The organism is Ruegeria sp. AK4, assembly GCF_056541025.1.
In genome coordinates, this window is record NZ_JBQFXS010000018.1 from 31,988 (window position 1) to 55,965 (window position 23,978).

A 23,978-nucleotide genomic window follows, 5' to 3' on the forward strand; every position below is an offset into this window, starting at 1 on the left:
TAAGAAACATTGACCGTCTTACGCTGATGTCTGCCTTGCTGGCGACGTGAGTCAAATTCCCAGACATTACTCATTATTCTCATACGTTAGGTCAAAAGGTCCTATCAGCAATAAGGCCAACATAAGAGATCCTGTATGATATTATCATCTATCACCATGACCGGATTATTCAGCTCGGAAAATTCGGATCCCTTAAGAATGTTAACTTCATAGCTGACCCAGTCACCATCCGCTTTGGGTTTTTTGATTTCGACGATTAGGACAACCTGCTTTCCGTCAATACTACCTGTAATCGCTGCATTAGGTGGATCCGACTCAAAGCTGTCCTGCCCCTTGCCCCACGCGTCTAACAAGTGAGCGCGGCTGATCTGCCCCGCACTATGGTAAGGCCGATCCGCAAAAACGGGAACATCGGAACTTACTCCGTGTAAAGTCATAATGCCGTCCTTTAGCGTGGCGCGATCAGCGGTTTCGATGAACAGATAGCTTTCGGCTTCTGATGCATTGTTGGTGGCTTGTGCGGTTGCAGAGACTGCGAGAGCAATCAATATAGATGCTGCTCCGAAGAGATTGGCCGAAACATTCATATTTGCCTCAAGAGTTGGGATCGTTGAATCTGGGAACAAAAACGACACGGATGGCTTACCGGTTACCAATATCAGGCGCATGGCTCACGTGCCTGACGTCTCAAGTTTGGTGGTTTAGAATTCCACAGACCGATCTAGTGGTAGAAATGCGCTGTACTCACGTGGCGCAGCGAAATTGCCGGAACAAACTCACATGTTTGCGCGCCAATGCTAACTATCACGATGACAGCGCTCGCTCGCACTACCAAGCTTTGCTTTGCGGCAGGCTACCTATGGGAAGATGAAGTAGATTGACGCTGTTTGGTAGAGTGAATCAGAAATTCTCTCAGCGTCTGGAACGCCGCGTAAAGGACCGGGATCATTAAAAGACCCAAGGTACTATCGACAATCATGCCAAAGAGCACAGGATAGCCAATAGATACACGTGCCGCAGCTCCAGCGCCGCTGGACAATACAAGGGGCAATACACCGATAATGAAGCACAGCCCCGTCATGGTGACCGGGCGAAACCGGATTTCTGCCGCTTTCAAGGCAGCTTCGCGGATACTTGCTCCGCACAACCTCTCTTGATTTGCGAATTCGACGACCATGATGGCTTTTTTAGCAGCCAGTCCGATTAGCAACACCATTCCAATCTGTGCGAAAATATTGCTGGTGAGAAACGGGAAATAGGCGATGGGTATGAGCGCGCCCAGCAACGCAAATATGGCTGAAGTGACAATCGACAGCGGTAGTATCCAGCTCTCATACAAAACCACAAGAAACAGGTAAGCCAAGACCAGGGCCGACAGCATGATAAAGGGTCCCATGCCCTGTGACTTGACCTCTTGCTGGGTCACACCCGACCATTCGATCCGAAAGCCGTCTGGTAGCGTTTTGTCGGCAATCTCTTGCATCGCGTTGATGCCCGCGCCCGAACTAACACCGTCTGTCAACTGCGCACTGACAGAGGCTGCGGTGAATAGGTTATAACGTGGGATCGCATCCGGTGCGAGAACCGGTTCGCTGCTCACGAAATTGCGCAAAGGCAGAGACTCTCCCGCGCTGTTTTTGACGTAGATATTGTCCACATCATCCAGCGTTTGCCGAAACCGCGCGTCAGCCGAGATGACGACCCAATAGACCCGTTCCGACAGAATGAAATTATCCACGAAGAAGGTGCTGAGATTGGCCTGCAATGCGGTGAAGATGTCTGAAACGCTTACGCCCAGAGTTTCGGCGCGATCCCGATCCACGGACAATCGGTATTGCGGTGTCTGACCGGAAAAGCTGCCATGGGCGCGAACGAATTCTGGCGCAGCGTTCAAGGCCGCAACGAAGGCGTTCATGACAGAATCAAGCTGCGCGCCATCGCCTTTCTCAAGGTCCAAAAGCTCGACCGAGATACCTCCTGTCGAACCAAGCCCGTGGATGGTTGGGAAGGGAAACACGTAGCTTTCAGCCTCAGGTAGAGTGGCCAGTTTCTGGTCCAGATTCTGCATTATCGCATCCCAATGCAAATCTAGGCTGGTGCGTTCATCCCATGGCTTGAGCGTGATGATCGCCATTCCGGTGTTAGAGCGGACACCCGCCAGCATGCTGGCGCCGGACACTGTTGTCACGGTGTCCACGCCGGGCGCATTTTCGATCACCTCGCCGGCTTTGGCCATAAAAGCCTGGGTCCGTTGAAGGGAAGCACCATCTGGCAGCGCCATGGCGGCCAGCAAAACACCGTTGTCCTCTTGCGGGATCAAACCTGTAGGAACGGTTTTGAAGAGGTAAATGGTAGCCCCGACAGAAGCGGCAAAGACAAGCAGCGAGACCGCGATATACCGCAACATCAGCGACACAAGCCGCATGTATTGTCTCCTGATCCAAAACACCGCCGCAGGCACAAACTGCAAGGGGCCAATCGGTTTCACTCCTGCTTTCAGTACCATGGCACAAAGCACGGGGGCCAAGGTCAGTGCGTTCACGGCAGACAGCACAAAAGCGAAGATGATCGTCGCGGCGAACTGGTAATGGATCGTTCCGGTCACTCCGGGAAAGAAACATACCGGAACAAATACGGCCGCCAGCACAAAAGTGGTTGCGATGATCGGGCGATTGACCTGTGACATCGCCTTGAGGGTGGCGTCGCGCGGCTCAAGCCCCTCATCGGTCATGATCCTTTCGGCGTTTTCGATGATGATGATCGCATCATCGACTACCAGCGTGATGGCCAGAACCAAGGCAAACAGTGTGATCATGTTTGCACTAAACCCGATCGCATAGATCAACGCGACCGCGCCCAAAAGAGAGACAGGAATCGCGATTGCGGGAACGATGGTCGCTCGAAAGCTGGCCAGAAAGAAAAACGTGACTGCGATCACCAATCCTGCAGTCAGCGCCAGAGTTTTCAGAATGTCTTCGATCGAAACACGCACGGCATCTGTTACGTCATATGTGATCTCGTACGAGACACCTTCGGGAAATTTTTTCGAAAGCTCACCCATCAGGTTGTGGATGCTGTCCGAAATCTCCAGCGCGTTGGCCGTGCTTTCCTGATGCACCGCAATCGCCGCCGTATCCTTGCCATTCAACTGCGAGGACCCGGCATAGGTGGCTGAACCAAGCTCGATCCGTGCCACATCCTCCAGTCGGGTGACCGATCCATCGTCACCTGTTGAAATGATGATCCGGCCAAATTCTTCTGCGTCCCGCAGCAACCCTTCGGCCCTAAGCTTGAACTGAAAATCCGTGCGGGCATCGCCAAAGGGTGGGGCCCCGACTTGTCCGGCGGCGGCTACAACGTTTTGGCTTTCAATCGCTTCAGCAATCTCTGACGCGGTAATATTCAGCGCGGCCATACGAACCGGGTTGATCCAGACCCGCATACTGTATTCCAACTGGCCGAATTGCGAGACCCCACCCACCCCTTGCAGGCGCTGCAGTGGATCATGCAGGAAATCAGCCGCGTAATTGCTGAGGTACAACTCATCCCGTGACCCGTCAGGTGATGTCAGGTTGATCACCAGGATCATATTTCCGGATTGTTTGGTAACCTCGATACCTTGCTGTTGCACAACGGATGGTAACTCGGCACTGGCAAGGGCGATGCGGTTTTGGACCTCCACCGCCGCAACATTGGGGTCTGTTCCCAAGTCGAAAGAAACGCTCAGGTCATAGCTGCCGTCATTCGAGCTTTTGGACTGCATGTACAGCATGCCGTCGATCCCGTTCACGCGTTCCTCAATGGGCGTGGCCACGGATTCCTGAATGACTTGCGCATCCGCACCCGGGTATGTCGCGGTCACATATATCTGCGGCGGTGTAATGTTCGGATATTCCGAGATTGGCATGAGCCGAATGCAGACCGCCCCAAAAAGAACCATCAAAATCGCGATGACAGCAGCGAAATGTGGGCGATTGATGAAGTAGCGAGAGATCAAGCCACGACCTAACTCTGACTATCGATCGGTTTCACGACCAATCCGTCGTGAATTTTCTGCAGCCCTTGCACGACCACCCGATCGCCGTCTTTCAGGCCGGACTTCACTTGGGCTTTGGTTGCGGTCTGAGTGCCTATTTCAATATCTGTGCGGTGAACCATGTTTTTGTCATCGACGGAAAATACAAAATAGCCTTGCTTATCGAACTGCACCGCATTGCGCGGCACGGTTAAAACCTTGTTGTCGTCCGAGCCACTGAGCGCGACGATGACAAACTGACCAGGAATGAGAAGCCCGTCGGGATTGGAGAATGTGGCCCTCAGTTCAATCGTGTCGGTGTCTTGACTGACGCTGTCGCCCAAATAGGTAACCTTACCTTCCTTATCGTAAGTCTGACCGTCAGCCAGTGTTATCTGCGTCGCCAGTTTAATGCCTTGCTGCGAAATCGATCCGTTGCGTCGTTCCCGCAGCAATACGGGCTCACTGACAAAAAAGCTCACTAGAACGGGATCGACGCTCGTCACCGTCGCTAAAACACCACTATCTGAATCAACGATGTTACCTTCGTCTATGGCCGACAGCCCGATCCGCCCATCCAGAGGGCTGACGATCTCAGTAAGATCCAAATCGATCCGTGCGATTTCCAGATTGGCCTGCGCCTCATCCACGGAGGCCTGGGCCTCGTCAAACGTCGCCTTGGCTGTGTCCAGTACGGATTGGGGAACATCGCCTTTGTTGAACAGTGCCTGCTGGCGGTCGAGTTCGGTCTTAGCGCTCAGCGCAGAAGCCTGAGCGCTTTTCAAAGCAGCCTGAGCGGCATCAACACTTGCCGCGTATTTCCTTTTCTCGATACGGAACAGCACGTCGCCCTTTTTGACAGCCCCACCTTCGGTGAAGTTGACCTCTTGCAGGACGCCGTCCACTCTGGCCTGAAGGTCGACGCTTTGATCAGCGACGACACGACCCACAAATTCATCCTGTTTCTGCAACTCCTGCAGTGTTGCGGGTGCAACAACCACACTGGGTGCCGGCGGGTCAGACTGCGCAGCTGCGGAACCCACCAAACCGATGGCGAACAAAGTGCAGAATAGCTGGTTTGTTATCGTCATCCGATGCTCGCTTATCCGCAATTGCATGGCTGCATGATTACTATTCATGGACGTTCAAATCGGCGCAACGGAAATTTAGCCTGCACGATTGATCGAATTGACGGGACTCTACAGCATATACCACTTATGGCAGGCCACCATCTGGCCCGGTATAGGGAGGACGCCAAGAAAAGCTGTCGATGAACATAATCACATTGTCCATCGCCTGAACCTCATCCCCCTGAATTGTATCGTAGCTGTATGAAACTCTTTCACCGTCGACCGTCGGGGATGAGATCTCGATGATCAACACATGAGATTCCTCATCAATCTCACCCGACAAAGCTGCATTTGGCGGGTCAACGTCAAAGCTGTTTTCACCTTGGCTCCAAACATCAAAGAAGTGATCTCGGCTGATGACGCCGGCGCTGCGGTACGGTCGGTCAGAAAACACCGACACCTCGTCGTCGACGCCGTACAGAACGAGTTTTCCATCTTGGAGTTCAGCTTTTGTGGCGATTTCAACAAACAAGTAGGTCTTGTTATCTGCTTCTTCGGCCAGAGCAAGTGGTGCAGCCAAAGCGCTGATTCCGGCCAGAGCAAGAAGTATCTTTTTCACTGTCTTTCTCCTTGGTCCATCATGTCAGTCAGGCGTGAACGGTGTCAGATGTCCGGCGGCCAACCCGGGAAGCATTTGGTCCAATTGGCGGAAGTTTCTTATTTCCCTCAAGAAAATGTAGTTGGAATAGTAACCTTCGGACCAAACAGCGGATTTAACCGGCGTCGGGCCAGATTGATTGTTTTTCTCAATCTGATTGAGAACCCAACACTCCAGAATCTGCATCCAGCTGAATTGTATTGCCGCCACCTGTGAATGCATCTGCCGCAAGATCCCACCCACCTTCGATATCTGCCCACGGGCTCTCATCGATCACGAGATAGCTTTGCTCAAGGACAGGTACTTCGGAACCTTGCAGGATGGTGTAAGAAAAAGTCAGTGTATCACCAGATTGCCGGGGGTCCGATAACTCGACGACCAGCGCGACAGGTTTGCCATCCGTTTGACCCATTAGCGCAGCGTTTGGAGGGTCATCGGCGAAACTGTCCTGCCCTTCGCTCCAGACTTTGAGCAGTTCAGAACTTGGTATGACCCCAGCGGCGCGGTGCGGGCGATCTGCAAATACGATCATGTTCGCGTCCGGGTTTTCAAGTGTCAGGATCCCGTTGTGCAGCGTTGCCACGCTGGCGTGCTGAACAAACAGAAAGCTGGCTTGGTCTTTCGTTTGTTCAGCAGATGCAGAAGCCGCAATAACCCCCGCTGCCAGAGTGGTGGCAATGCCTGTGCTCAAGATGCCTGCCTTAGTCATGCCTATTCCCTTTTCGACGCGCAAAGTGCTTCAAACGCTATATGACGTGACTGCGGCAACCCTTTACGAAGGGCACCGCGATAGGTGAGCGCACTCAAATATCTCAGTTCGACGAAACGCCCTGCGACAGAATACCCATACCCACATCGCCGTTCAGCTGTGTCGATTGTCCCGCGTCCCCGGTGGAAACGGCTGCCAGATCTGCCATGGTTTTGTAAAACTCCGCGAACGGGTTGTCGTCGATCACCAAATAGCTCTGTTCTATGGATTGGACCTCAGTACCTTCCAACACGGTGTAATCGAAGACCAAGTTTCCGTCTTTCCTCTTTGGGTTAGTCAGTTCAACGATTATCGAAACAGGTTGGCCTGCGGATTGCCCGACAAGCGCTGCATTCGGCGGGTCCTCGGCAAAGCTGTTTTGCCCTTTGCCCCAGATCTTGATCAATTCCGAGCTTGGTACCGCAACTGCAAGGCGGTGCGGACGATCCGCAAAAACGATCATATTTTCGTCTGCGTCATGAAGCGTCAACGTGCCGTCATCCAGAGATGCGGAGGGCGCATGTTGAACGAAAAAGAAGGTTTCCTGAGCAGGTTTTTCTTCTGCAGTTGCAATTGCAGGTGCCAGTCCGACAACAAGTGCAGCAAGCGAACTCCGGAGCGCCTTGAGTGCCTGTTTCATAGGGTTTCCATCCTATTCAAATTTTCGGTTGGTTTGTTTGCAGTCCGCTCGACCTTCGCCAGAGGGTACTCAACTAAGCTCTCTTCCACGCATCGCACCAAGCTTTGCATCTCCGAAAAGAGAGTAACCATTTCCCCTTAGCGACCCTTCAAGCCAGCAAACAACACAACGCCGATTAACTATGCGGTATCAGCTTGAACTTTTTTACTCACGTGCATGACGTCTCAAGTTCGCTGTCACAGAGTGCCACTAACCGAACCAAGGATCGTCGCCGCTGCGGCAATGAACCGAGCCGACCATGCTACCTCCGCGACGAAGCTCTGAGATGCGGGCGCGGTCACAAAACCCCGCGGCATTGTGGATCTTGAGAACATGCGGAAAGTCAGCGGGTGCGAATTGCAGTGAGACTTAGCGCAAATGGCGCTCGCTGGACGTTTTATTCGGAGGCTCTAGCGCACTAAATTGCATGATGGTTAGATGTGTGTGCTACGTCGAAGGTCCCACTCGTTCTTGCCAACGCGCCCAGGTTCTCAAAGAAGCCTTTGTTTGGTTTGATTGAGCTTTCTCTGGTCAGAGTTGGATGCAGGTGGGTCGAATAACGACTAGCATCTACGTTGTCCGGTTCGATGTATTCGGAGCCCAAGATATCGCCCGGTTTACAGTTGTACCGGCGCCGGAAACTTCGAACAAAGTTTGACGTGTCGAGAAAGCCCAAACGAGTTGCGACAGATGTGACCGCCCCTCGTGTTGGCTGACTACTGGCAAGCGTGTCACGTGCGTATTCCAGGCGGAGGTTGGCCAAATAGGCCTGCAATCCGCCATCTGCGCGAAACAGGCGATACAGCGTCGATCGCGACATTCCTACAGCGGCGCACATCTCGTCAACGTTCAAAGGCAGCGAGAGCGATCGCGAGAAAATGTATTGTTCTGCGCGAATACGCTTGGCTCTTTCGGTATGCAGGTCTTCCGAATTGAGTTCCTCGCGATCCGTAATCGCGGCGACGAGCAGAGACGCGAACAGGTTGATCGCTGAAGCATTGCCTGTTTCCGGTTTGTGCGAAATTTCGTTCGCCAGATGTAGGAAATTGGCGATCATCAACCGTCCGACTGGTGTACTATTGTCAAAATGCGTCATTGGTCGCAGAGGATGGCGCGTGACTTGAAGGGCCGATTTCCTGAGGGCAAGATACGTGACCTTAGAGCGGTCGCAGTAGCAATATCGGGTCGCAGACAAGTCCATTACAGTGAGAGAGCCAGGTGCCACCCGGGTGGTTTCTCCGTTCACTTTTGCGACCGTGTGCCCCTCATTCTGGTAACGGATCACGACGCAATCGAACTCGTGATTATTGCCTACGAGTTCAGCCGGAGACATGGCCAATTGGCAGAACACGGCGTCTTCCAACTGACGAGACGACACGCTGAGTTCCAGATTCCGACGAGAAACCAAGGGTCTTCCCACGCGCCAAAAGTCCGCCATGAAATCGTCCCACGCATCCCGACGCGCCTTTTCCGGGAGCATCGAGATATTCAGGTCTGGTTCGAGGCCATTCATCTTTGATCTCGCTTCCGCATCGGTTGAGCTAACATACTTGTTCGCATCATACTATCTTAAGGTTGAGCCGATCAACGTGGACTCATTCTAAAATTTACTTCGTAGAGCATCTCCGCCAAAACCTCCAACTTTCAAGCAATGAGGCGAAGGATTGCTAAAAGTTTTCGGGTCCTGTCTGGTTCCTATGCTTCGACACTGCTTTTTTCTACTAGCGGAAGACCCGTTTTGACAGTGTCTTACCAAAAAATACGGTGCCCTACGAATTTCCGGTTTCGCAGGCCGCACGGCAGCAATTCCGAACATTTTCCCGCAACTCGAGATTTGAATTCGCTCGCGGCGAAATGATGGTTTGGGATTCACCTAGGTTTGTCATGATGAATGACTGCTATAGGGGATTTCGCCGCAGCACAGAAAGAAATCCGCTGCAGGAGCGAGGATTTTCTGCGTCAGCATTCGCCGTGCTGTCAAAAGGCAGCAAAGTCCGCAGAGCAGCCGTTCACGCCGAGTGCAGAGAACGATTGCTCCTAGCCCAAAGCGGTAAAGTGTGGTTGCCAATTCCGAGCGTCATTTTGATTGGGAAACTTGGCGCGCAATCCAAGGCCGGCACAGTTCGAAAATACCTGCGCGGGCCGCGGGAGACAGGGTTACTATTTGTAAAAGACAAAATGGTTGGACATTTTGGAACCTGCGATGATCGACCATTTCGGAGCGCCTTGGGTGGCTCGAGATAAGTATGAACTGCGTGAAGACGCCAGGCGGTTTGAAACCTGGGAAAACTCATACGCTCTGCGCGCAGGACTCGGAGCTGCAATCGACTATGCCGACCAGATTGGGATCGACCAGATCCATGGTCGCGTCACTTTGCTGGCCGAGGAAGCGAGAAAAGCTCTCTGCTACGATACAACCTGTGTTCTCCAAACTACTCTGACAACGGGCAAAAGGTGTATTGACATGGCCTAAATGCGCAATGCACATTTAGACTATGAAGTCTGGTCAGCTGATAAAAGTCATATCGAATGCGCTTGGTATCGATCAAGCGACAGTTCACTTTGTTGCAAGGAAGCTCCGTGAAGCAGGCTTTCTGACGACAGGAGCTCGTGGCGTGAACGCACCGGATATGACAACGCGTGATGCGGCGAGGCTAACGCTTGCTCTAATGACAGGCGCTCCACCAAACCGTATAGTCGAGACTTTTGAGATTTACCGTCAATTCCGGAATGATGAGTTCGAGCAGATCGAAACCGCAAGAGTAATTCAGCGTCTCGATTTCAAGCGAGAAAACACCGCCGAAGACTTCCTTGTTTACCTATTTGATTTCGTGTCGTCGCATCGGGACGAAATGGATTCAGATATATCAATAAATAACTTAGAATATAACGTCCATGAAAGACCAGCATACGTGTTTTTTAAAAACGCCGGATTAGAAGTGTATTTCACAGCGGCTCACCTTCCCGAAATGGAAAAGTATGAATTCGAAGGTTACCCGACCGCGTGGCATAAGTCAGGGATTGCCAGATTATTTGAAGAGGAAGGCATGCATGTCAAGCGCCAGATTTCGTTTGGAGAGATAGAGGCTATTGCATCAGAGTTTGGATCTGAGTGATGCGACAACTAGTCGAAGAAAACCAACCGGCCAAAACAGCGACAATTGATCTTCGGGGTAAATTGACCCCGAACGGACATCTTGGTCAACGCCATGGAACAACGAGCGTCTTGGGAGGCACTAGCAGTGGCTAACGCTAGTCTCACTATCAACGTTAATGAGAAACGCATGCTGAAACAGTCTGAGGCGGCGGTTTACACTGGACTTCCTCCAAAGCTCTTCAAAACAACGTGCCCCGTCCAACCAATTGAAATGCGGCCCGGCACAGTCCTTTGGGACAAGCGCGATCTGGACAATTGGATTGATGCAATGAAGGAAGGGGCCGAGATGGCAACGCAAGACGTCATTCTTGGCAAGTTGTAATGACACGTGTCAGGGTTAGAGGTTTCAAGATATTCGATGATCGGCACGGGAAACCGCGCTGCTATCATCGCGCCACGGGTCACAAGATCGACCTGGAAAAAACTCCGTTAGGATCGGCTGAGTTTTTTGCGGAATGCGCCCGCATTGCTGCCATTGCTGAGGCGAGGAAGGCGCAAGCACCTAAGCCGGGAACCCTTGGCGGGCTGGTCAATGCCTATTACCAGACTGAACACTATGGCAATCTGTCGGACGCCACCAAGCGCGACTATCGCAAGTGCGCTGACTTCCTGTACCCAATCCGGGACACGCCTGTTTCCGCAATCACGACGCCCCTCGTTTCGGGCATCCATGACAAAGCGGCGGACAAGATTGGCTGGCGGCGAGCAAACATGGTCCGCACCTTCCTGAGTCAAGTTTTTCGCCACGCCATTCCGCGCGGTCTGATCGACCGGGATTATGCGGCAGGTGTCATTCCCAAGCCGCGCCCGAAAAATCGGCCCTATGCCAACCGGCCTTGGACGGTGGAAGAACGCGCAGTTGTGCTGGATCGGGCCGCCCCGCACGTTCGAGTGGCGGTGGCGTTGATTATGAATACCGGCCTTGATCCGTCCGATGCGCTCAAGCTGACCCGTCGCCAGATAGACGGCGACACGATCTGGGGCGTCAGGGGCAAGACGGGCCAGGAAGTTGCCGTTCCAATCGGTCCGACGCTGCAAGCGGCTCTGGATGCTGCGCCCACGCACGACGCCGTGACCATCCTTGCCTCATCAAACAGAAAGCCTTGGACCTACAACGGCTTTTCGACGGTCTGGTACCGCTTCAAGAAAAAGCTGGAAGCTGAGGGCGTTGTGCAACCTGGCCTGACACTCAAGGGGCTGCGGCATACCGTGGCCACGACACTGCGCGAGGCAGGGCTTGAGGAACGCCAGATTGCGGACCTGCTGGGGCAAAAGACCCCATCTATGGCCCGTCACTATTCCCGGTCCGCCAACCTCGCGGACCGCAACCGGATCACGATGGAAACACTAGAAAAGGAGAACGAACGCAGATCAAGAGTTGTCAAACCCTTCAAGAAAACTGTCAAACCATGAAAGGCTCAAAATTGAATATTGATAAAAATCAAACGCTTGAATGGTGCCCGGGGGCGGCACCCAAGTTATGTTCGCAAGTGTCCAGAATTGTATAAGCCTGCATTGTATATCCTTAAAAACAAAGAAATAACTGTCCATCTCTGTCTTGTTGTGCCTTGGGGCATCCGCTACTCTAGGGTGGATATTTAGGTGGACGAAAATGCGGGCGAGAAACCGACTTTCTGCATCATTTGTAAAATCCGCGCCGGCGGGAAAGCACTGCGATGGCGCTGGGCTTTGGTTGGTGAAGCGCGGCGATGGCGGGGCGCAATGGGTGTTGCGCGTGACGGTCCACGGCAGGCGGCGAGAAATGGGCTTGGGTGGCTATCCAACCTTGGGCTTGGCCGAAGCCCGCAAGGTAGCCCAGCGCTGGCGAGAAGTGGCAGCAGGTGATCGCGACCCCATAAAGGAACGAGAAGCCGAAGAGCGGGCGGCGCGGCGCGAGGATATCTCTTTGTCCGTTATCACGGCTGACGCTTTTGACGCCCGCAAGGCCGAGCTGAAAGGCGAAGGAAACGCGGGTCGGTGGTTGTCGCCACTAAGAATTCACGTTTTGCCCAAGCTTGGCCGCGTGCCGGTAACGGATCTAGATCAACGCGACATTCGCGATACGCTGGCCCCTATCTGGCACACGAAGGCAGACACTGCGCGAAAAGCCATGAACCGGCTTTCCATCGTGATAAGACACGCGGCGGCGTTGGGCTTGAATGTGGACTTACAAGCAACAGAAAAAGCGAAAGCTCTTCTAGGGAAAACGCGTCATGTGCCAAAGAATATTCCCTCAATGGCTTGGGTAGATGTGCCTGTCTTCTATAAGACTCTCGAGGAACCAACACTGACACATCTTGCGTTGCGTCTTTTGATCCTGACGGGAGTACGCTCAAAGCCGCTGCGCCAGATTCGACTCGAACAAATTGGCGGTGACGTGTGGACCATCCCCGGTGAAAACATGAAGGGCCGCAAAGGTCAGACGCCAGATTTTCGCGTACCACTATCGACCGAAGCCAAGCGCGTTATTGAATCAGCAAAACCGCACGCTCGCAACGGCTTCCTTTTTCCGAACAGCCGGAGAGGTACAATCAGCGATATGACGCTCTCCCGCATGATGGAAAGGAATGGTCTGGAGGCGCGTCCACACGGTTTTCGCACATCTATTCGAACTTGGCTGGCTGAGGCCACAGATGCGCCTCACGAAGTCGCTGAAACGATACTTGGACACACAGTAGATAGTGCCGTGGTGCGGGCTTATCGTCGCACGGATTTTCTAGAGCAACGCGCCAAGCTTGCTGAGCGTTGGTCGGATCACGTGACGGGTGGTGCTGGACAGGTGGTTACGTTGGTGGAAACGTCTCAATGACAGAAAAACAACACGATGTAGGCACATCGGCAATAGAGACGCCAAATGAATGGGGTATTCCCAACTGGAAAAACGAGAAAAACTACGGAAACACACAGGTATGGGACAAAAACCGTTGGCGCTGGGAGTTTGTTCGACGTCGATCTGACGTACGCGAAGCTTTTGATGCAACTGCCGAACTATCCTATTCTAAAACACTCAACCTTTTCCAAAATGGGCCTAAGGAATTGTGCGGAAAAGTAGCTCTAAAGCCTGATGAACCGGGCTTTACTGCGGATCATCCACTCGCTGCTACCTTAGGGCTTACCGGCATACCCAACCCTCGCCTGGGCGATCAGCCATTCTATGTAATATCGTTCTATAATTCTCCGGAGGGTATAACTTGGGGTTCGGCGAAAAAACCACCAGAAGGTTTTAAACGAGTTGATTTTGACTTGAACAAACCGCTCGAACCTCAACTCAAGCTTGCCAAGCAAGTTCTTCAGGAATCTCAGATCGGGTTGCATGGAAAAAAACTGCAATCGCGGCGGCACCCAAAAAAGTGGCTAATGTACCTTCGAACACTCGACGCCCGCGCCTCCAACGCTTCTTGGTCTGAAATCTCAATCTTACATGAGAATACTGCACGAACGGAACAAACTGCACGAGACGTATGGAAAGCAGCTAACGACTTGCGTTTTAATTTCTGATTTTATTTCACAATCCCAAATAAATGCGCTTGCGGGCAACTTCGCACTGCAACCTATTTGAAAGGACGGTGCGAAATGCAAAGGTATCTTACATTGAGCGAACTACGCGAACGGCTTGGCAACCGTAGCAGAAGCGCAATCTACGTGGATCTAGCCGAGGGTCGACTGCCACGACCAACTAAGTTGGGCGGGCGACTGTACTGGCCAGAAGGTGAACTTGAAGCCCATCTTCAAAACCTTCGCGTAGCGGCCCCATGATATGAAAGACAGGAAAAACAAATCCCCGGAACGCGGGCTGGCGCAACCGGGGCTTGGGTTCCGCTATGCGATTGCGGCGGACATTCTGAGCCCACCAAGGACCAAGAGCTTCGAAAAATGTCCGGGGGTTTATCATATCCACTCGGACAGAAATGTCACCTGATGCCTAGAAAATCATACAAATATCAAAAAAAAAGGTCGGGGCGGCATGTTCAGCTTCCTGAATGGCTGCAGGCATCACAAGCGTGGGACACTATGAAACCTGAGCCACGGGCACTCTATATCGAAATAAAGCGGCGCTATAATGGATCGAACAACGGGGAGATCTATTTCAGCCACCGCGATGCTGCCGAGGCCCTGAACGTCCACCGCAACACTGTTGGTGCATGGTTTGAGGTGCTGCAAGAGCGAGGGTTCATCTTCCTTAACACTGCGCCGCACCTTGGCCCTGCTGGTGTTGGGAAAGCGTCAAAATGGCGATTGGAAGAACTTCCAACTTCAGATGGCAAGCCAGCGACAAAGAGCTTTATTCGGTGGCGAGAAAAACAAAACCCCCGCACAAAAAACGGGACACCACGTCACAAAAAACAGGACGCAAGCAATAAAGCTGCGCCCCTCAAGGCGGGAACTGTCCTGAATTTTGTGACGCAAAGCACACAAGATCGCAAAGTCGCGTCACAATGATTGTGGCATATATAGATATAGCCATATGCCAATAGTTTTTGGTTGGCTAAAGCGGACGGACCAATGAAGCAACGTAAACGCATTGAGGCGCTGGAACGCAAGAAGCCAGTTTTAAAGCCGGATCAAACCCTACTGGATATCTCCAAGCTTTCAAAATCGACCCTTAGTGAAATTAAGTCCCAGGAAGATGAAGGGCTTGAGAGTCTCGACGTAACCCGTCTTTCCAATGCCGCACTGAAGGAGTTGATCGATGTCTACGACCAGCCGTAAAAACGGATTGGAAACGGTTCGCGATGGTGCGGGCCGTTTTGCAGAGGGAAACCCGGGCAAACCCAAGGGCGCGCGCAACAAATCCACTCAAGCTGCCATGGCACTTCTCGATGGCGAGGCCAGCGCGTTGACCCGCAAAGCAGTGGACAAAGCCTTGGAGGGCGACACAACGGCTCTGCGCCTATGCCTTGAAAGAATAGCACCGCCACGAAAGGACGCGCCTGTGACTTTTGACCTAACTTCAATGAAATGCGCGACGGATGCCGCGAAGGCCGCTGGTGCGGTACTGGAAAATGTCGCGCTGGGCGAACTAACACCGACTGAGGGGGCACACGTCATGGCCTTAATTGAAAACTACCGGCGCACACTGGAAACAAGCGAACTGGAAGCGCGGATTTTGGCCCTAGAAAGCGACGCGTATGGCGTTAGAGAAACGCCTTGAGCGTATGAAGCGCGGGCACATCTTAGCATCAAGCACCAAGGCAAATCATGAGTTGCGGCGTCTACTCCCAAAACGATTCATCATGTGTCCCTTATCCCCACCGCAACAGAGTCTCGGCCTGACTGAGAACCGTGTTGATCGCCAAAGGCGCAAGATCTGGAGGGTATCCGTATTTCTTCAAAATTCGCCGAACCAATATTCGCAATTTGGCCCGAGCGCTCTCCTTCAGGTGCCAGTCGACGGTTACATTCTTCTGTAGCTGTTCGACCAACACATGAGCGATCTTCCGCAGCTCTTCGTTGCCCAGAATATCAACAGCGCTTTGGTTCTGCGACAGCGCATCATAGAACGCGAGCTCTTCTTCGCCTAAACCAAGGTCGTCGCCTCGTTGGACTGATGCGTTGAGGTCCTTCGCCATGTCGATCAGTTCTTGGATCATCTCAAGGCTTGTGATCGCGTTCGCGTGATAGCGCGCTACAGCCGCCTCAAGGCGTTCTGAGAAGGCTTTAGCCTCAACAATGTTCCTTTGCTGCCGGGCTTTGATCTCGCCGGCCAGAAGCTTTCTAAGAGCCTCTAGCGCGAGGTTCTTCTGTTCCATATTCTGGATTTCAGCGAGGAACTCTTCGGACAGTACAGAAATCTCGGCGCTTTCAATGCCTGTTGCCGCGAGAACGTCGATGATGTTGGCGTCAGCTATGGCATCAGAGATGAGCTGGCCAATGGCGAATTCTTTCTCTCGTTTGCTCATCCCCGTTCTAGGGGACGATTTAGCGAGTGCGGCTCGTACCGCCTGGAAGAAACCGATCTCTTTTTTCACCGACTGCGCGTAGTCGCTGGCCGAGGCCAGCGCAAAAGCCTTCGAGAGGTTAGCTACCAGGTCGGCGAAATAGTTCAATTCCGTCTTTTTGGACTTGTCGTCGCAGGCCATGTCCGCGCGCGCCTTTTGCTTTTCTAAGGCCCATTCGATAGCGCCAGCGAGAGTCTGCAAACGCTCCTTAGGCGTGCCTTCGTTCCCTACGGTGTAGTCGTAGCCTGAAAAGAAATCTTGGCATCGCTCAACCAGCTCTTGGAGAGAGGCAACCGCTTCCTCTTCATCTATCCCGGTCTTTTCGCGGTCGGTCGAAGTATAATTCTGAAGTGCTTTCTTCAGGTTTTGCCCTATGCCGATATAGTCCACGACCAACCCGCCGGGCTTGTCTTTGAAGACACGGTTCACACGTGCAATCGCCTGCATTAAACCGTGACCGCGCATGGGTTTATCGATGTACATCGTATGCATGCTCGGGGCGTCAAAGCCTGTTAACCACATGTCACGCACGATGACCAACTTAAGCGGGTCGTTCGGATCGCGAGCGCGTTTGGCCAGCAGGTCACGGCGCAACTTACTGCCGATGTGTTTCTGCCAGTCGAGCGGGTCAGAAGCGGAACCAGTCATCACGATTTTAACCGCGCCTTCTTTGTCATCCTCTGAATGCCAATCTGGGCGAAGCGCAGTGATGCGATTGTACAAGTCCACACAGATCGCCCGGCTCATACAAACGATCATCCCCTTGCCAGCGATCGCTTCGATGCGATCTTCGAAGTGAGAGACAATGTCGTTTGCAACCTTATCGAGCCGAGGCGAAGCGCCTACTAGCCGCTCGACACTGCTCCAGTTCGACTTTGCTTTTTCCTGTTCTGACAAAGTTTCATCATCGAAGAGTGCATCCACTGCAGCGTCAATCTCAGGCAATTTATCTTGTTCCAGTTCTACTCTCGCAAGGCGGCTTTCGTAGAAGATAGGCACCGTCGCCTTGTCTTCGACAGCTCTGCTGACGTCGTAGACATCGACATATTCGCCGAATACGGCTGGCGTGTTTACATCTGCAGCCTCGATCGGCGTTCCAGTGAAACCTGCGAAGGAAGCATTCGGCAAAGCTTGCCTGAGGTAATGAGCGTAACCATAGCGGCGCGCGCCTGTAGTCTGGTCCAACTTCGCATCAAAGCCATATTGGCTCCGATGGGCTTCGTCGGCGATGACGATGATGTTGCGCCGCTCTGACAGCATGGGAAAGTCTTCCTCACCCGCCGTGGGAGAGAACTTTTGCAGTGTCGAGAAGATGACACCTCCGGATTGACGGTCTAGCTTCTCGCGCAGGTCTTCGCGATCTTTAATCTGCTCCGGAGTTTGGCGGATCAAATCGCGGCAAAAAGAGAACGTTCCGTACAGCTGGTCGTCTAGATCGTTGCGGTCCGTGACGACGAGGATGGTTGGGTTCTTAAGCTCAGGCGCACGCACCAACAGACCCGCGAAAAAGGCCATTAGGAAGCTTTTTCCAGACCCTTGAGTGTGCCAAATCACCCCTACTTTCCGGTCGCCATCCGCGCTAACTGCTTCGACGGCACTGGCGAGTGCTTTTCGCGCGCCGTGGAACTGGTGATACCCGCCGATGATCTTGAAGACGCCGTCGCCCTTGTCACCGAATACAGTGAAATCGCGGACCAACTGCAAAAGCCTGTCTGGGTCCAACAGCCCTTTGATAAGGGTCTCCATTTCCTTCGGGCCTTCGGGTGTGAAGTCGTCCTGTGCGCCTGTTATCGTCCGCCAAGGCATAAACCGGTCTTCGCCCGCGCTGAGCGAGCCCACGCGCGCGAGAAGGCCGTCCGAAGTGATGAGCGCTGCGTTGGTGCGAAACAACGATGGGATTTGGCTCTTGTATGTTTGAAGCTGGTTGAACGCATCCTCAATCGTAGCGTTTTCGCTGGCCGCGTTCTTCAGTTCAATCACCACCAAGGGCAGTCCATTCACAAATGCAACTACGTCCGGACGGCGGTTATGCCCGCTCTCTACAACAGTGAACTGGTTCGTTACCATAAAGTCATTGTTGGATGGTGTGGCAAAATCGATGAGGCGCACCTTGTCGCCCTTAATGGAACCGTCCGCGCGGCGGTATTCAACGTCCACCCCGTCCACCAAGAGCCGATGGATGCGGCGGTTTTCTTCGATTAGTGATGGGCTTTCCGAAACTTGAATCTGCTTGATTGCGGATTGAAGAGTGTCTCCGGGAATGTCGGGGTTCAGCCTGCGCGCGGCGTCTTCCAACAAATCACTGAGGATCACCTTGCCATACGAGGCGCGTCGCCTCTCGGGACCATCAGGCGCAATATTCAGCGGGTCTTCAAAGCGCCAGCCTAGCTCATACATTAGCGAAAGCACGGCCTGTTCAACAAGGTCTTCGGTAAAGCTCATATCGCATCACTCGTTAGAGACTTGACGCGACGCGCGAATGTTCGATGCATTTGCTCCAATGCGGAAATCATCCAATTCTGCAAGTCCGGCCAACTGGACTTGTCCGACAAGTCCTGCATTTTGTAGTACCCAACGATCCGACACGCCCTGCGTTCAGGCAGAGGCATCCAAACCAGTTCAAAGTCCAGCTCCGCCTCGATCGCGACTTTGTCCATTTCCAGTTGTTCGAAGTAAGAGTTGGCATTGTCATCACCGAGATACAGCTCAACCCCTATACAATCCTCTCTTGTATTGATGATCGCGCCGATATGCATACCAGAGCGTCCTATTGAGAAAGTGGTCCAATGCTGAGGCAATGGTTTCTGAGAGCGTAGCGCCGAATGCCCTGCCAGACGCCCCTTTAGGGCCTCCCAGAATTCGAGTTGCAGTCGCTTGGTCTCGGTCAAAGCCGCTGGCTCCATTGACCGAGCAGAACGCCCAACTTCCCGTTTCCAATCGTTTGGCTTCGCAACGATGTTGAACTTCGGCGGGGCGGGGCTGTCACCAATGCGCCAAAGCTCAATCTCCAAGCCAAAGAACTGATGATCATCGCCGGAGACTTCGTTGAGCCAGTCAATAGCCGCCCTGTGTTCTTCGTGGAATTTCGCAGCAACCCATACGCATGTCTTGGCTTCTAGGCCCGCAGCGTAGGTCAAGATTTGTCCGAGGTGAGAATGATCAGTGGTCTCAAGCTGGTTCTCGATGACCACCCATCCAGCGTCGGTCGAGCCGGTGTCCTTGCACAGAATGTCTGCACTGAAACGCCCAACGCGGCGCTCTTCCTGCTCAACTTCCAACGACATGTTCAGCGTCTCGCCTAAGAGGCAAATGTTTTCTTCTCGCGCCAACCAAGGCGTGAAATCGCGATCTTCCTTCGTCCATTCGTCTCGAAGATCGACGCGTTCGAGGCGTCCAAGATTACTCATGACTTCCTTTCGGCTCTCGCCGCCAAACGATATTTCTCTAAAAGCAACTCAGTCAATTCATCTGGTTTGCGGTCGCTCCTCAGGCTACCAGCACCATTCGCAATAGTTCTGGCCAAAGCTCTTTTTACTTGTGTCCGTTTTCGAAGAAACTTGTCCCAATCAATACTGGATGTTTCTTCAACGGCTCTGTTCAGGTCAGCAACCAATTGATCGGCGTCTGAATCTTCCAGTTCGAGAAATGCGTTCAGAATTGCTTTGATATCGTCCGAAATGTCAGCCTTTGGAGGAGCTGCAACAGCCTTGGCTACTACTCGATCCTCTGCCTTGCGCTCTTCGATTGCCTGTTCTCGACGTTCTTCGTCGATCAATCGCTCTAGCCAATCGTTGCAGAAATCCGAGGCACCGCCCGGATCAGGAAACAGGTTACCATGATGAATGTTCATTTGGCGAAGCGCTTCTAAACAGTCTTTGCGAGCTTCAACGGAATTTGGGATATGTAGTTTAAAAATATACTGAGCCAGCAACTTGGCACGCTTACTGTCGCTTACTGCGAAAGTAACCCCGCGCTCCGTTTCTTCTTGTCCCTGTGGCTCAGCCATCGCTTCATCAGCAAGCTCGAGGAATTCCTGCATCTCCTCATCGCTGTCGTATTTGATCTCCGTTTCATCAACGGAGCCAAGCAAGTCGTTTTCATCCAGTCGGTTCACGATTGCCGAAACGAAATTGTCGCGACCGTCAGGCGCTACTGTGAACAGGCCGGATTGGTTTACCAATCGAGAATTGCGGTTGTCTTCAGGTTCAAGGAATAACTCATCAGCGAAGTCTTCTCCCAAGTCCTCTTCAATACGTGTCTTGTTTATGCAAAACACCGCGCGAGATGGGTTAGCTTCCGTTTCTGTCTGGCTTTCGTATTTTGAGAACGCGAAGAAAAGGGCGACGAAGGGTGACCGTGTCCAATCAAGCAGCGGCGTTTTTAACCCATAGTGCTGTCCGACCGCCCATATCTCGTTGTCGACGCCATTAAGCGGCGCAAGGTCGTATCCGCGACCACGCATGGACAACTTGAACTGTCTCAACAGTTTCTCTCGCTTGTCTGACGGAATGTCACCCCCGTCGAAGAGCCGGCCTAGAGTGGAAGCTAGTTGCCAATCATGCCCGGCATGTCCGCGATAGACGAGGTCGTTTTTGGTTCGCTTGAAGTCCGGGCCTTGCAAGATCTTCAGAAGGTCATCCCAACTTTTTACTTTGGCAGATGGCAACAATGCATCCACATCATCGTTGGGGAGCACGAAATTGGGATACTCCGGTAGGGCATCGAGATATGCGCGTTTCGCCTCGCGTTCTCGTTTAGTTGTTTCGGTCTCTAGCGAACTCGCAACGCTCGTATTCATATCTCCGCCTCCCCGTCCTTCAGTCGGATTTCACCAGACATGAGTTTGGGTAGGAGGAGGTCGCGCATCTCGGCGAGGGTTTGGTTTTCTTCGCCGTTAGCCTTGATCTTTTCAAAGAAAGGCGTGGTGATAGCCCGAAACTCGCCGTGCACACGCTCATCGGGCACAGCCAATTCGTGCGACTTTAGCACTTCAATCTGCGCCCGTTGGCGGCCAGAAGTGCCCGTCATGCTCTGCTCGGCCCGTTTTCTAAAGTCTGGGTCACGAACGAGGCAGTATGCGAACTGCGGCGCTACGTGGGGCTTTGATCTTAGGACGAAAAACTCGGTTGAGCCCCAACCGACAGGGGCCTCCTCGGTCAAGAAATCCACAAACCCAGCTTTTCCGTTCTCCAGACATGGCGTAATGCGCGCGATCAATGCGTCGCCGTTTCTGAAACGCATCCCAGACTTGAAGTCGCGGTCGACTGGTGGCGCGATCAGCGATCCACTGGTCGGAAGAGACGCCATGTCCGAGTAAGGCGTAACAGTTCCCTTCTTGAGAGGCTCTTTGGGATTGAAGTCGATGTGGTCCATTGCGGTCCCATGGTTCCACCCCTCAGGCAGTCCATTTTCGCCCAGTTCGGCGGGAAAGAGGGGAGCGAGGGTGGCTGCTTTTCCGGGGGGGAAGGCGTGGCCCATTATGGCGGCGGGGTTGGTTTCACCGTTCGCCTGGCGGCGGCTGGGGCCGAAATCGACGAACCAATCCCGAAACAGCGCCCGCGCCATCTCTTCCAATATCTCGTTCATCCGCCGGTTCAGCTCGATTTTGTCGTCGAGGGATGCAAGCAGATCCGCAATCCGAGTTTGTTCGGCCAACGGGGGGACGACGACTTCAGCGTCACTTAGTATTGAAGTGTTGATACTAGGCATTGTCGCGCCAACCGCGACGGCCTTGATGTAATTCTTGAAACTGCTTGTACCAAACTGAAAGGAAAGAAAACGTGGATCGACTATCGAACGGTCTGAACGCACCCTTAAGCATCGACCAGAAAACATCCAGCCGACTTCATCTTCTCGTACAAGCGCACGGCGATCTACAGAACCAACCCGGCTGAAAACTATGTCGCCTTCATCTAGGGTATATTTCTTTAATCGCTGCACGTCGTGGGCCGCTACACAGGGCAAGTTTTGACGGGTTATTCGATTTTCGCCAAGGTGTTCGACTGTAATAATTGGAGTGCCAACGGTGACATAGTCTTTCTGATGAAGTTGGCTACCAAATGGGCCAGTTTGAACTCCGTTTTCGCTAACGCAAACCTGAGAAACTTTTTGGTACTTCCATCCTTCCGGCAAAGTCATTCGAAAGAACCCTGCATCGATCCAAGCGCTGACTCAATTGCCTTATTTTGCGCGTCGGAAACTGCAAATTGATGTCTCAGTTTTTGTTGAAGTACCCCAAACTTCTCCTCAAATGGCACCCCATCACCTTCATCATCAGGCGCCCCGACAAACCGCCCCGGCGTTAGCACATGGTCGAACTTACGGATGGCCTCCAGCCTTTCGGATTTGCAGAACCCCGGCTCGTCGGTGTAGGTCTCCCAGCTTTTCACCTCCAGCGTTTCGGGTTTGGCTCGCCAGCGACGGTAGGTGCCTGCGATCTTGTCGATGTCTTCGTCAGAGAACTCGCGTCGCACCCGGTCCACCATATGGCCCAAGTTGCGAGCGTCGATGAACAGCACCTCACCGCGCCGGTCACGCAGTCCGTTGGCAGATTTATCTCGGCTCAGAATCCACAGGCAGACGGGAATTTGCGTGGAATAGAAAAGTTGTCCCGGTAGGGCGACCATGCAATCGACGCGGTCTTCTTCGATCAAGCGCTTTCTGATCTCGCCCTCACCGCTGGTTTGCGAGGACATGGAACCATTGGCTAACACCACTCCCGCATGTCCGCGCGGCGCGAGGTGGTGGATAATGTGCTGTATCCACGCGAAGTTGGCGTTGCCCTTGGGTGGGATACCGTATTGCCAGCGGTCGTCCTCCAGTAACCGTTCGCCGCCCCAATCCGAGATATTGAAGGGAGGGTTGGCGAGGATGTAATCGGCCTTCAACCCCGGATGCGCGTCCTTGTGAAAGCTGCCCGCGCTGTCCCATTCGATGGCGGCGTCGATCCCGTGGACGGCGAGGTTCATCTTGGCGAGCCGCCATGTAGTATGGTTGATCTCTTGCCCGTAGACCGAGAGGTTCAGCGGATTGCCACCGTGGTCTTCGATGAACTTTTCGGACTGAATGAACATGCCGCCAGAGCCACAGCAAGGGTCATAGACGCGGCCTTGGTAGGGCTCCAGCATTTCTACGAGAGTGCGTACGACAGAGCGGGGGGTGAAGAATTCGCCGCCGCGTTTGCCTTCAGCGCTGGCGAAGCCCGAGATGAAGTATTCATAGACCCGGCCCAGCAGATCGCGCGCGCGGTCGGCGCTGTCGTGCATCTTGATATTCGAGAAGAGGTCCACCAGCTCACCCAGCATGGTTTTGTCGAGCGTAGGACGGGCGTAGTTCTTAGGCAAAACACCTTTTAGGGTTTCGTTGGTGGGTTCGGCCTCGATAGCCTCCATCGCGTCGTCAATGATCCTGCCGATATCTGCGGAACGGGCGTTTTGCTGAATGTGGAACCAACGGGCGGTCTCGGGCACCCAAAAGACGTTCTCGGCGAGGTACTCCTCAGGGTCTTCCGGGTCTGCGAAGTCGTCCTTGGCGAGCCGGTCGTGCATCGCTTGAAAGGCTTCGGAGATGTATTTGAGGAAAATCAGGCCCAGCGCGACGTGCTTGTACTCGGAAGGCTCAAGCCCTCCGCGCATCTTGTCGGCTGCTTTGAATAGATCGGCTGCAAAATCGAGGTCGGACTGGCGGGCCGTTGATGACATGTTTGAAATGCT

General features: G+C 53.2%; 21 protein-coding genes. 9 read left to right on the forward strand and 12 right to left on the reverse strand.

What is annotated here, in order from left to right:
• Positions 1-104 precede the first annotated feature (104 nt).
• The 7 genes from ACR0EZ_RS20950 to ACR0EZ_RS20980 all read right to left on the reverse strand — a co-directional run bounded on the left by ACR0EZ_RS20950 (position 105) and on the right by ACR0EZ_RS20980 (position 8,683).
• Positions 105-668, reverse strand: coding sequence for a hypothetical protein (locus ACR0EZ_RS20950; RefSeq protein WP_480616630.1), 564 nt, complete (start codon positions 666-668; stop codon positions 105-107).
• 185 nt (positions 669-853) lie between these two features.
• Positions 854-3,997, reverse strand: coding sequence for an efflux RND transporter permease subunit (locus tag ACR0EZ_RS20955; RefSeq protein WP_480616631.1), 3,144 nt, complete (start codon positions 3,995-3,997; stop codon positions 854-856).
• A gap of 8 nt (positions 3,998-4,005) precedes the next feature.
• On the reverse strand, positions 4,006-5,154 hold the full coding sequence (locus ACR0EZ_RS20960) for an efflux RND transporter periplasmic adaptor subunit (RefSeq protein ID WP_480616632.1): 1,149 nt from the start codon (positions 5,152-5,154) through the stop codon (positions 4,006-4,008).
• A 76-nt stretch (positions 5,155-5,230) separates the two neighbouring features.
• On the reverse strand, positions 5,231-5,704 hold the full coding sequence (locus tag ACR0EZ_RS20965) for a hypothetical protein (RefSeq protein WP_480616633.1): 474 nt from the start codon (positions 5,702-5,704) through the stop codon (positions 5,231-5,233).
• Positions 5,705-5,891: 187 nt separating this feature from the next.
• Positions 5,892-6,452, reverse strand: coding sequence for a hypothetical protein (locus ACR0EZ_RS20970; protein WP_480616634.1), 561 nt, complete (start codon positions 6,450-6,452; stop codon positions 5,892-5,894).
• A 103-nt stretch (positions 6,453-6,555) separates the two neighbouring features.
• Positions 6,556-7,131 carry a hypothetical protein gene (locus ACR0EZ_RS20975; protein WP_170735994.1) on the reverse strand — a complete coding sequence of 192 codons (576 nt, stop codon included), beginning with the start codon at positions 7,129-7,131 and terminating at the stop codon, positions 6,556-6,558.
• Between the two features lie 457 nt (positions 7,132-7,588).
• A complete protein-coding gene (locus ACR0EZ_RS20980; protein WP_480616635.1) occupies positions 7,589-8,683 on the reverse strand; it encodes a helix-turn-helix transcriptional regulator in 1,095 nt (364 codons plus the stop codon).
• Positions 8,684-9,373: 690 nt separating this feature from the next.
• Between ACR0EZ_RS20980 and ACR0EZ_RS20985 the strand changes: the two genes are divergently transcribed.
• From ACR0EZ_RS20985 to ACR0EZ_RS21025, 9 genes are all read left to right on the forward strand, one after another.
• The gene (locus ACR0EZ_RS20985) at positions 9,374-9,643 is read left to right on the forward strand and encodes a hypothetical protein (protein WP_480616636.1); all 270 of its coding nucleotides are present in this window, start codon (positions 9,374-9,376) and stop codon (positions 9,641-9,643) included.
• Positions 9,644-9,665: 22 nt separating this feature from the next.
• Positions 9,666-10,286, forward strand: coding sequence for a hypothetical protein (locus ACR0EZ_RS20990; protein ID WP_480616637.1), 621 nt, complete (start codon positions 9,666-9,668; stop codon positions 10,284-10,286).
• 362 nt (positions 10,287-10,648) lie between these two features.
• Positions 10,649-11,740 carry a tyrosine-type recombinase/integrase gene (locus tag ACR0EZ_RS20995; RefSeq protein ID WP_480616638.1) on the forward strand — a complete coding sequence of 364 codons (1,092 nt, stop codon included), beginning with the start codon at positions 10,649-10,651 and terminating at the stop codon, positions 11,738-11,740.
• A gap of 199 nt (positions 11,741-11,939) precedes the next feature.
• Positions 11,940-13,136, forward strand: a complete 1,197-nt coding sequence (locus tag ACR0EZ_RS21000; protein ID WP_480616639.1) for a tyrosine-type recombinase/integrase — start codon at positions 11,940-11,942, stop codon at positions 13,134-13,136.
• Positions 13,133-13,825 (forward strand): hypothetical protein, encoded by a 693-nt coding sequence (locus ACR0EZ_RS21005; RefSeq protein ID WP_480616640.1) that lies wholly within the window; start codon positions 13,133-13,135, stop codon positions 13,823-13,825. Before ACR0EZ_RS21000 ends, ACR0EZ_RS21005 begins: the two co-directional genes overlap by 4 nt.
• 259 nt (positions 13,826-14,084) lie before the next feature.
• The gene (locus ACR0EZ_RS21010) at positions 14,085-14,246 is read left to right on the forward strand and encodes a hypothetical protein (protein ID WP_480616641.1); all 162 of its coding nucleotides are present in this window, start codon (positions 14,085-14,087) and stop codon (positions 14,244-14,246) included.
• A gap of 92 nt (positions 14,247-14,338) precedes the next feature.
• The gene (locus ACR0EZ_RS21015) at positions 14,339-14,767 is read left to right on the forward strand and encodes a helix-turn-helix domain-containing protein (RefSeq protein WP_480616642.1); all 429 of its coding nucleotides are present in this window, start codon (positions 14,339-14,341) and stop codon (positions 14,765-14,767) included.
• A 63-nt stretch (positions 14,768-14,830) separates the two neighbouring features.
• A complete protein-coding gene (locus tag ACR0EZ_RS21020; protein ID WP_480616643.1) occupies positions 14,831-15,037 on the forward strand; it encodes a hypothetical protein in 207 nt (68 codons plus the stop codon).
• Positions 15,018-15,479, forward strand: a complete 462-nt coding sequence (locus ACR0EZ_RS21025; protein ID WP_480616644.1) for a DUF5681 domain-containing protein — start codon at positions 15,018-15,020, stop codon at positions 15,477-15,479. Before ACR0EZ_RS21020 ends, ACR0EZ_RS21025 begins: the two co-directional genes overlap by 20 nt.
• Positions 15,480-15,570: 91 nt before the next feature.
• On the opposite strand, the gene ACR0EZ_RS21030 is transcribed toward ACR0EZ_RS21025, so the two are convergent.
• The 5 genes from ACR0EZ_RS21030 to ACR0EZ_RS21050 are packed head-to-tail and all read right to left on the reverse strand — an operon-like array spanning position 15,571 to position 23,966.
• Positions 15,571-18,708 (reverse strand): type I restriction endonuclease subunit R, encoded by a 3,138-nt coding sequence (locus tag ACR0EZ_RS21030; RefSeq protein ID WP_480616645.1) that lies wholly within the window; start codon positions 18,706-18,708, stop codon positions 15,571-15,573.
• Positions 18,705-19,673: a DUF4268 domain-containing protein gene (locus tag ACR0EZ_RS21035; RefSeq protein ID WP_480616646.1), complete on the reverse strand. Its 969-nt coding sequence runs from the start codon at positions 19,671-19,673 to the stop codon at positions 18,705-18,707. Before ACR0EZ_RS21035 ends, ACR0EZ_RS21030 begins: the two co-directional genes overlap by 4 nt.
• Positions 19,670-21,064 carry an FRG domain-containing protein gene (locus ACR0EZ_RS21040; protein WP_480616647.1) on the reverse strand — a complete coding sequence of 465 codons (1,395 nt, stop codon included), beginning with the start codon at positions 21,062-21,064 and terminating at the stop codon, positions 19,670-19,672. Before ACR0EZ_RS21040 ends, ACR0EZ_RS21035 begins: the two co-directional genes overlap by 4 nt.
• A complete protein-coding gene (locus tag ACR0EZ_RS21045; RefSeq protein WP_480616648.1) occupies positions 21,061-22,404 on the reverse strand; it encodes a restriction endonuclease subunit S in 1,344 nt (447 codons plus the stop codon). Before ACR0EZ_RS21045 ends, ACR0EZ_RS21040 begins: the two co-directional genes overlap by 4 nt.
• On the reverse strand, positions 22,401-23,966 hold the full coding sequence (locus ACR0EZ_RS21050; protein ID WP_480616649.1) for a class I SAM-dependent DNA methyltransferase: 1,566 nt from the start codon (positions 23,964-23,966) through the stop codon (positions 22,401-22,403). The genes ACR0EZ_RS21045 and ACR0EZ_RS21050 overlap by 4 nt, the downstream gene beginning before the upstream one ends.
• Positions 23,967-23,978: the final 12 nt, after the last annotated feature.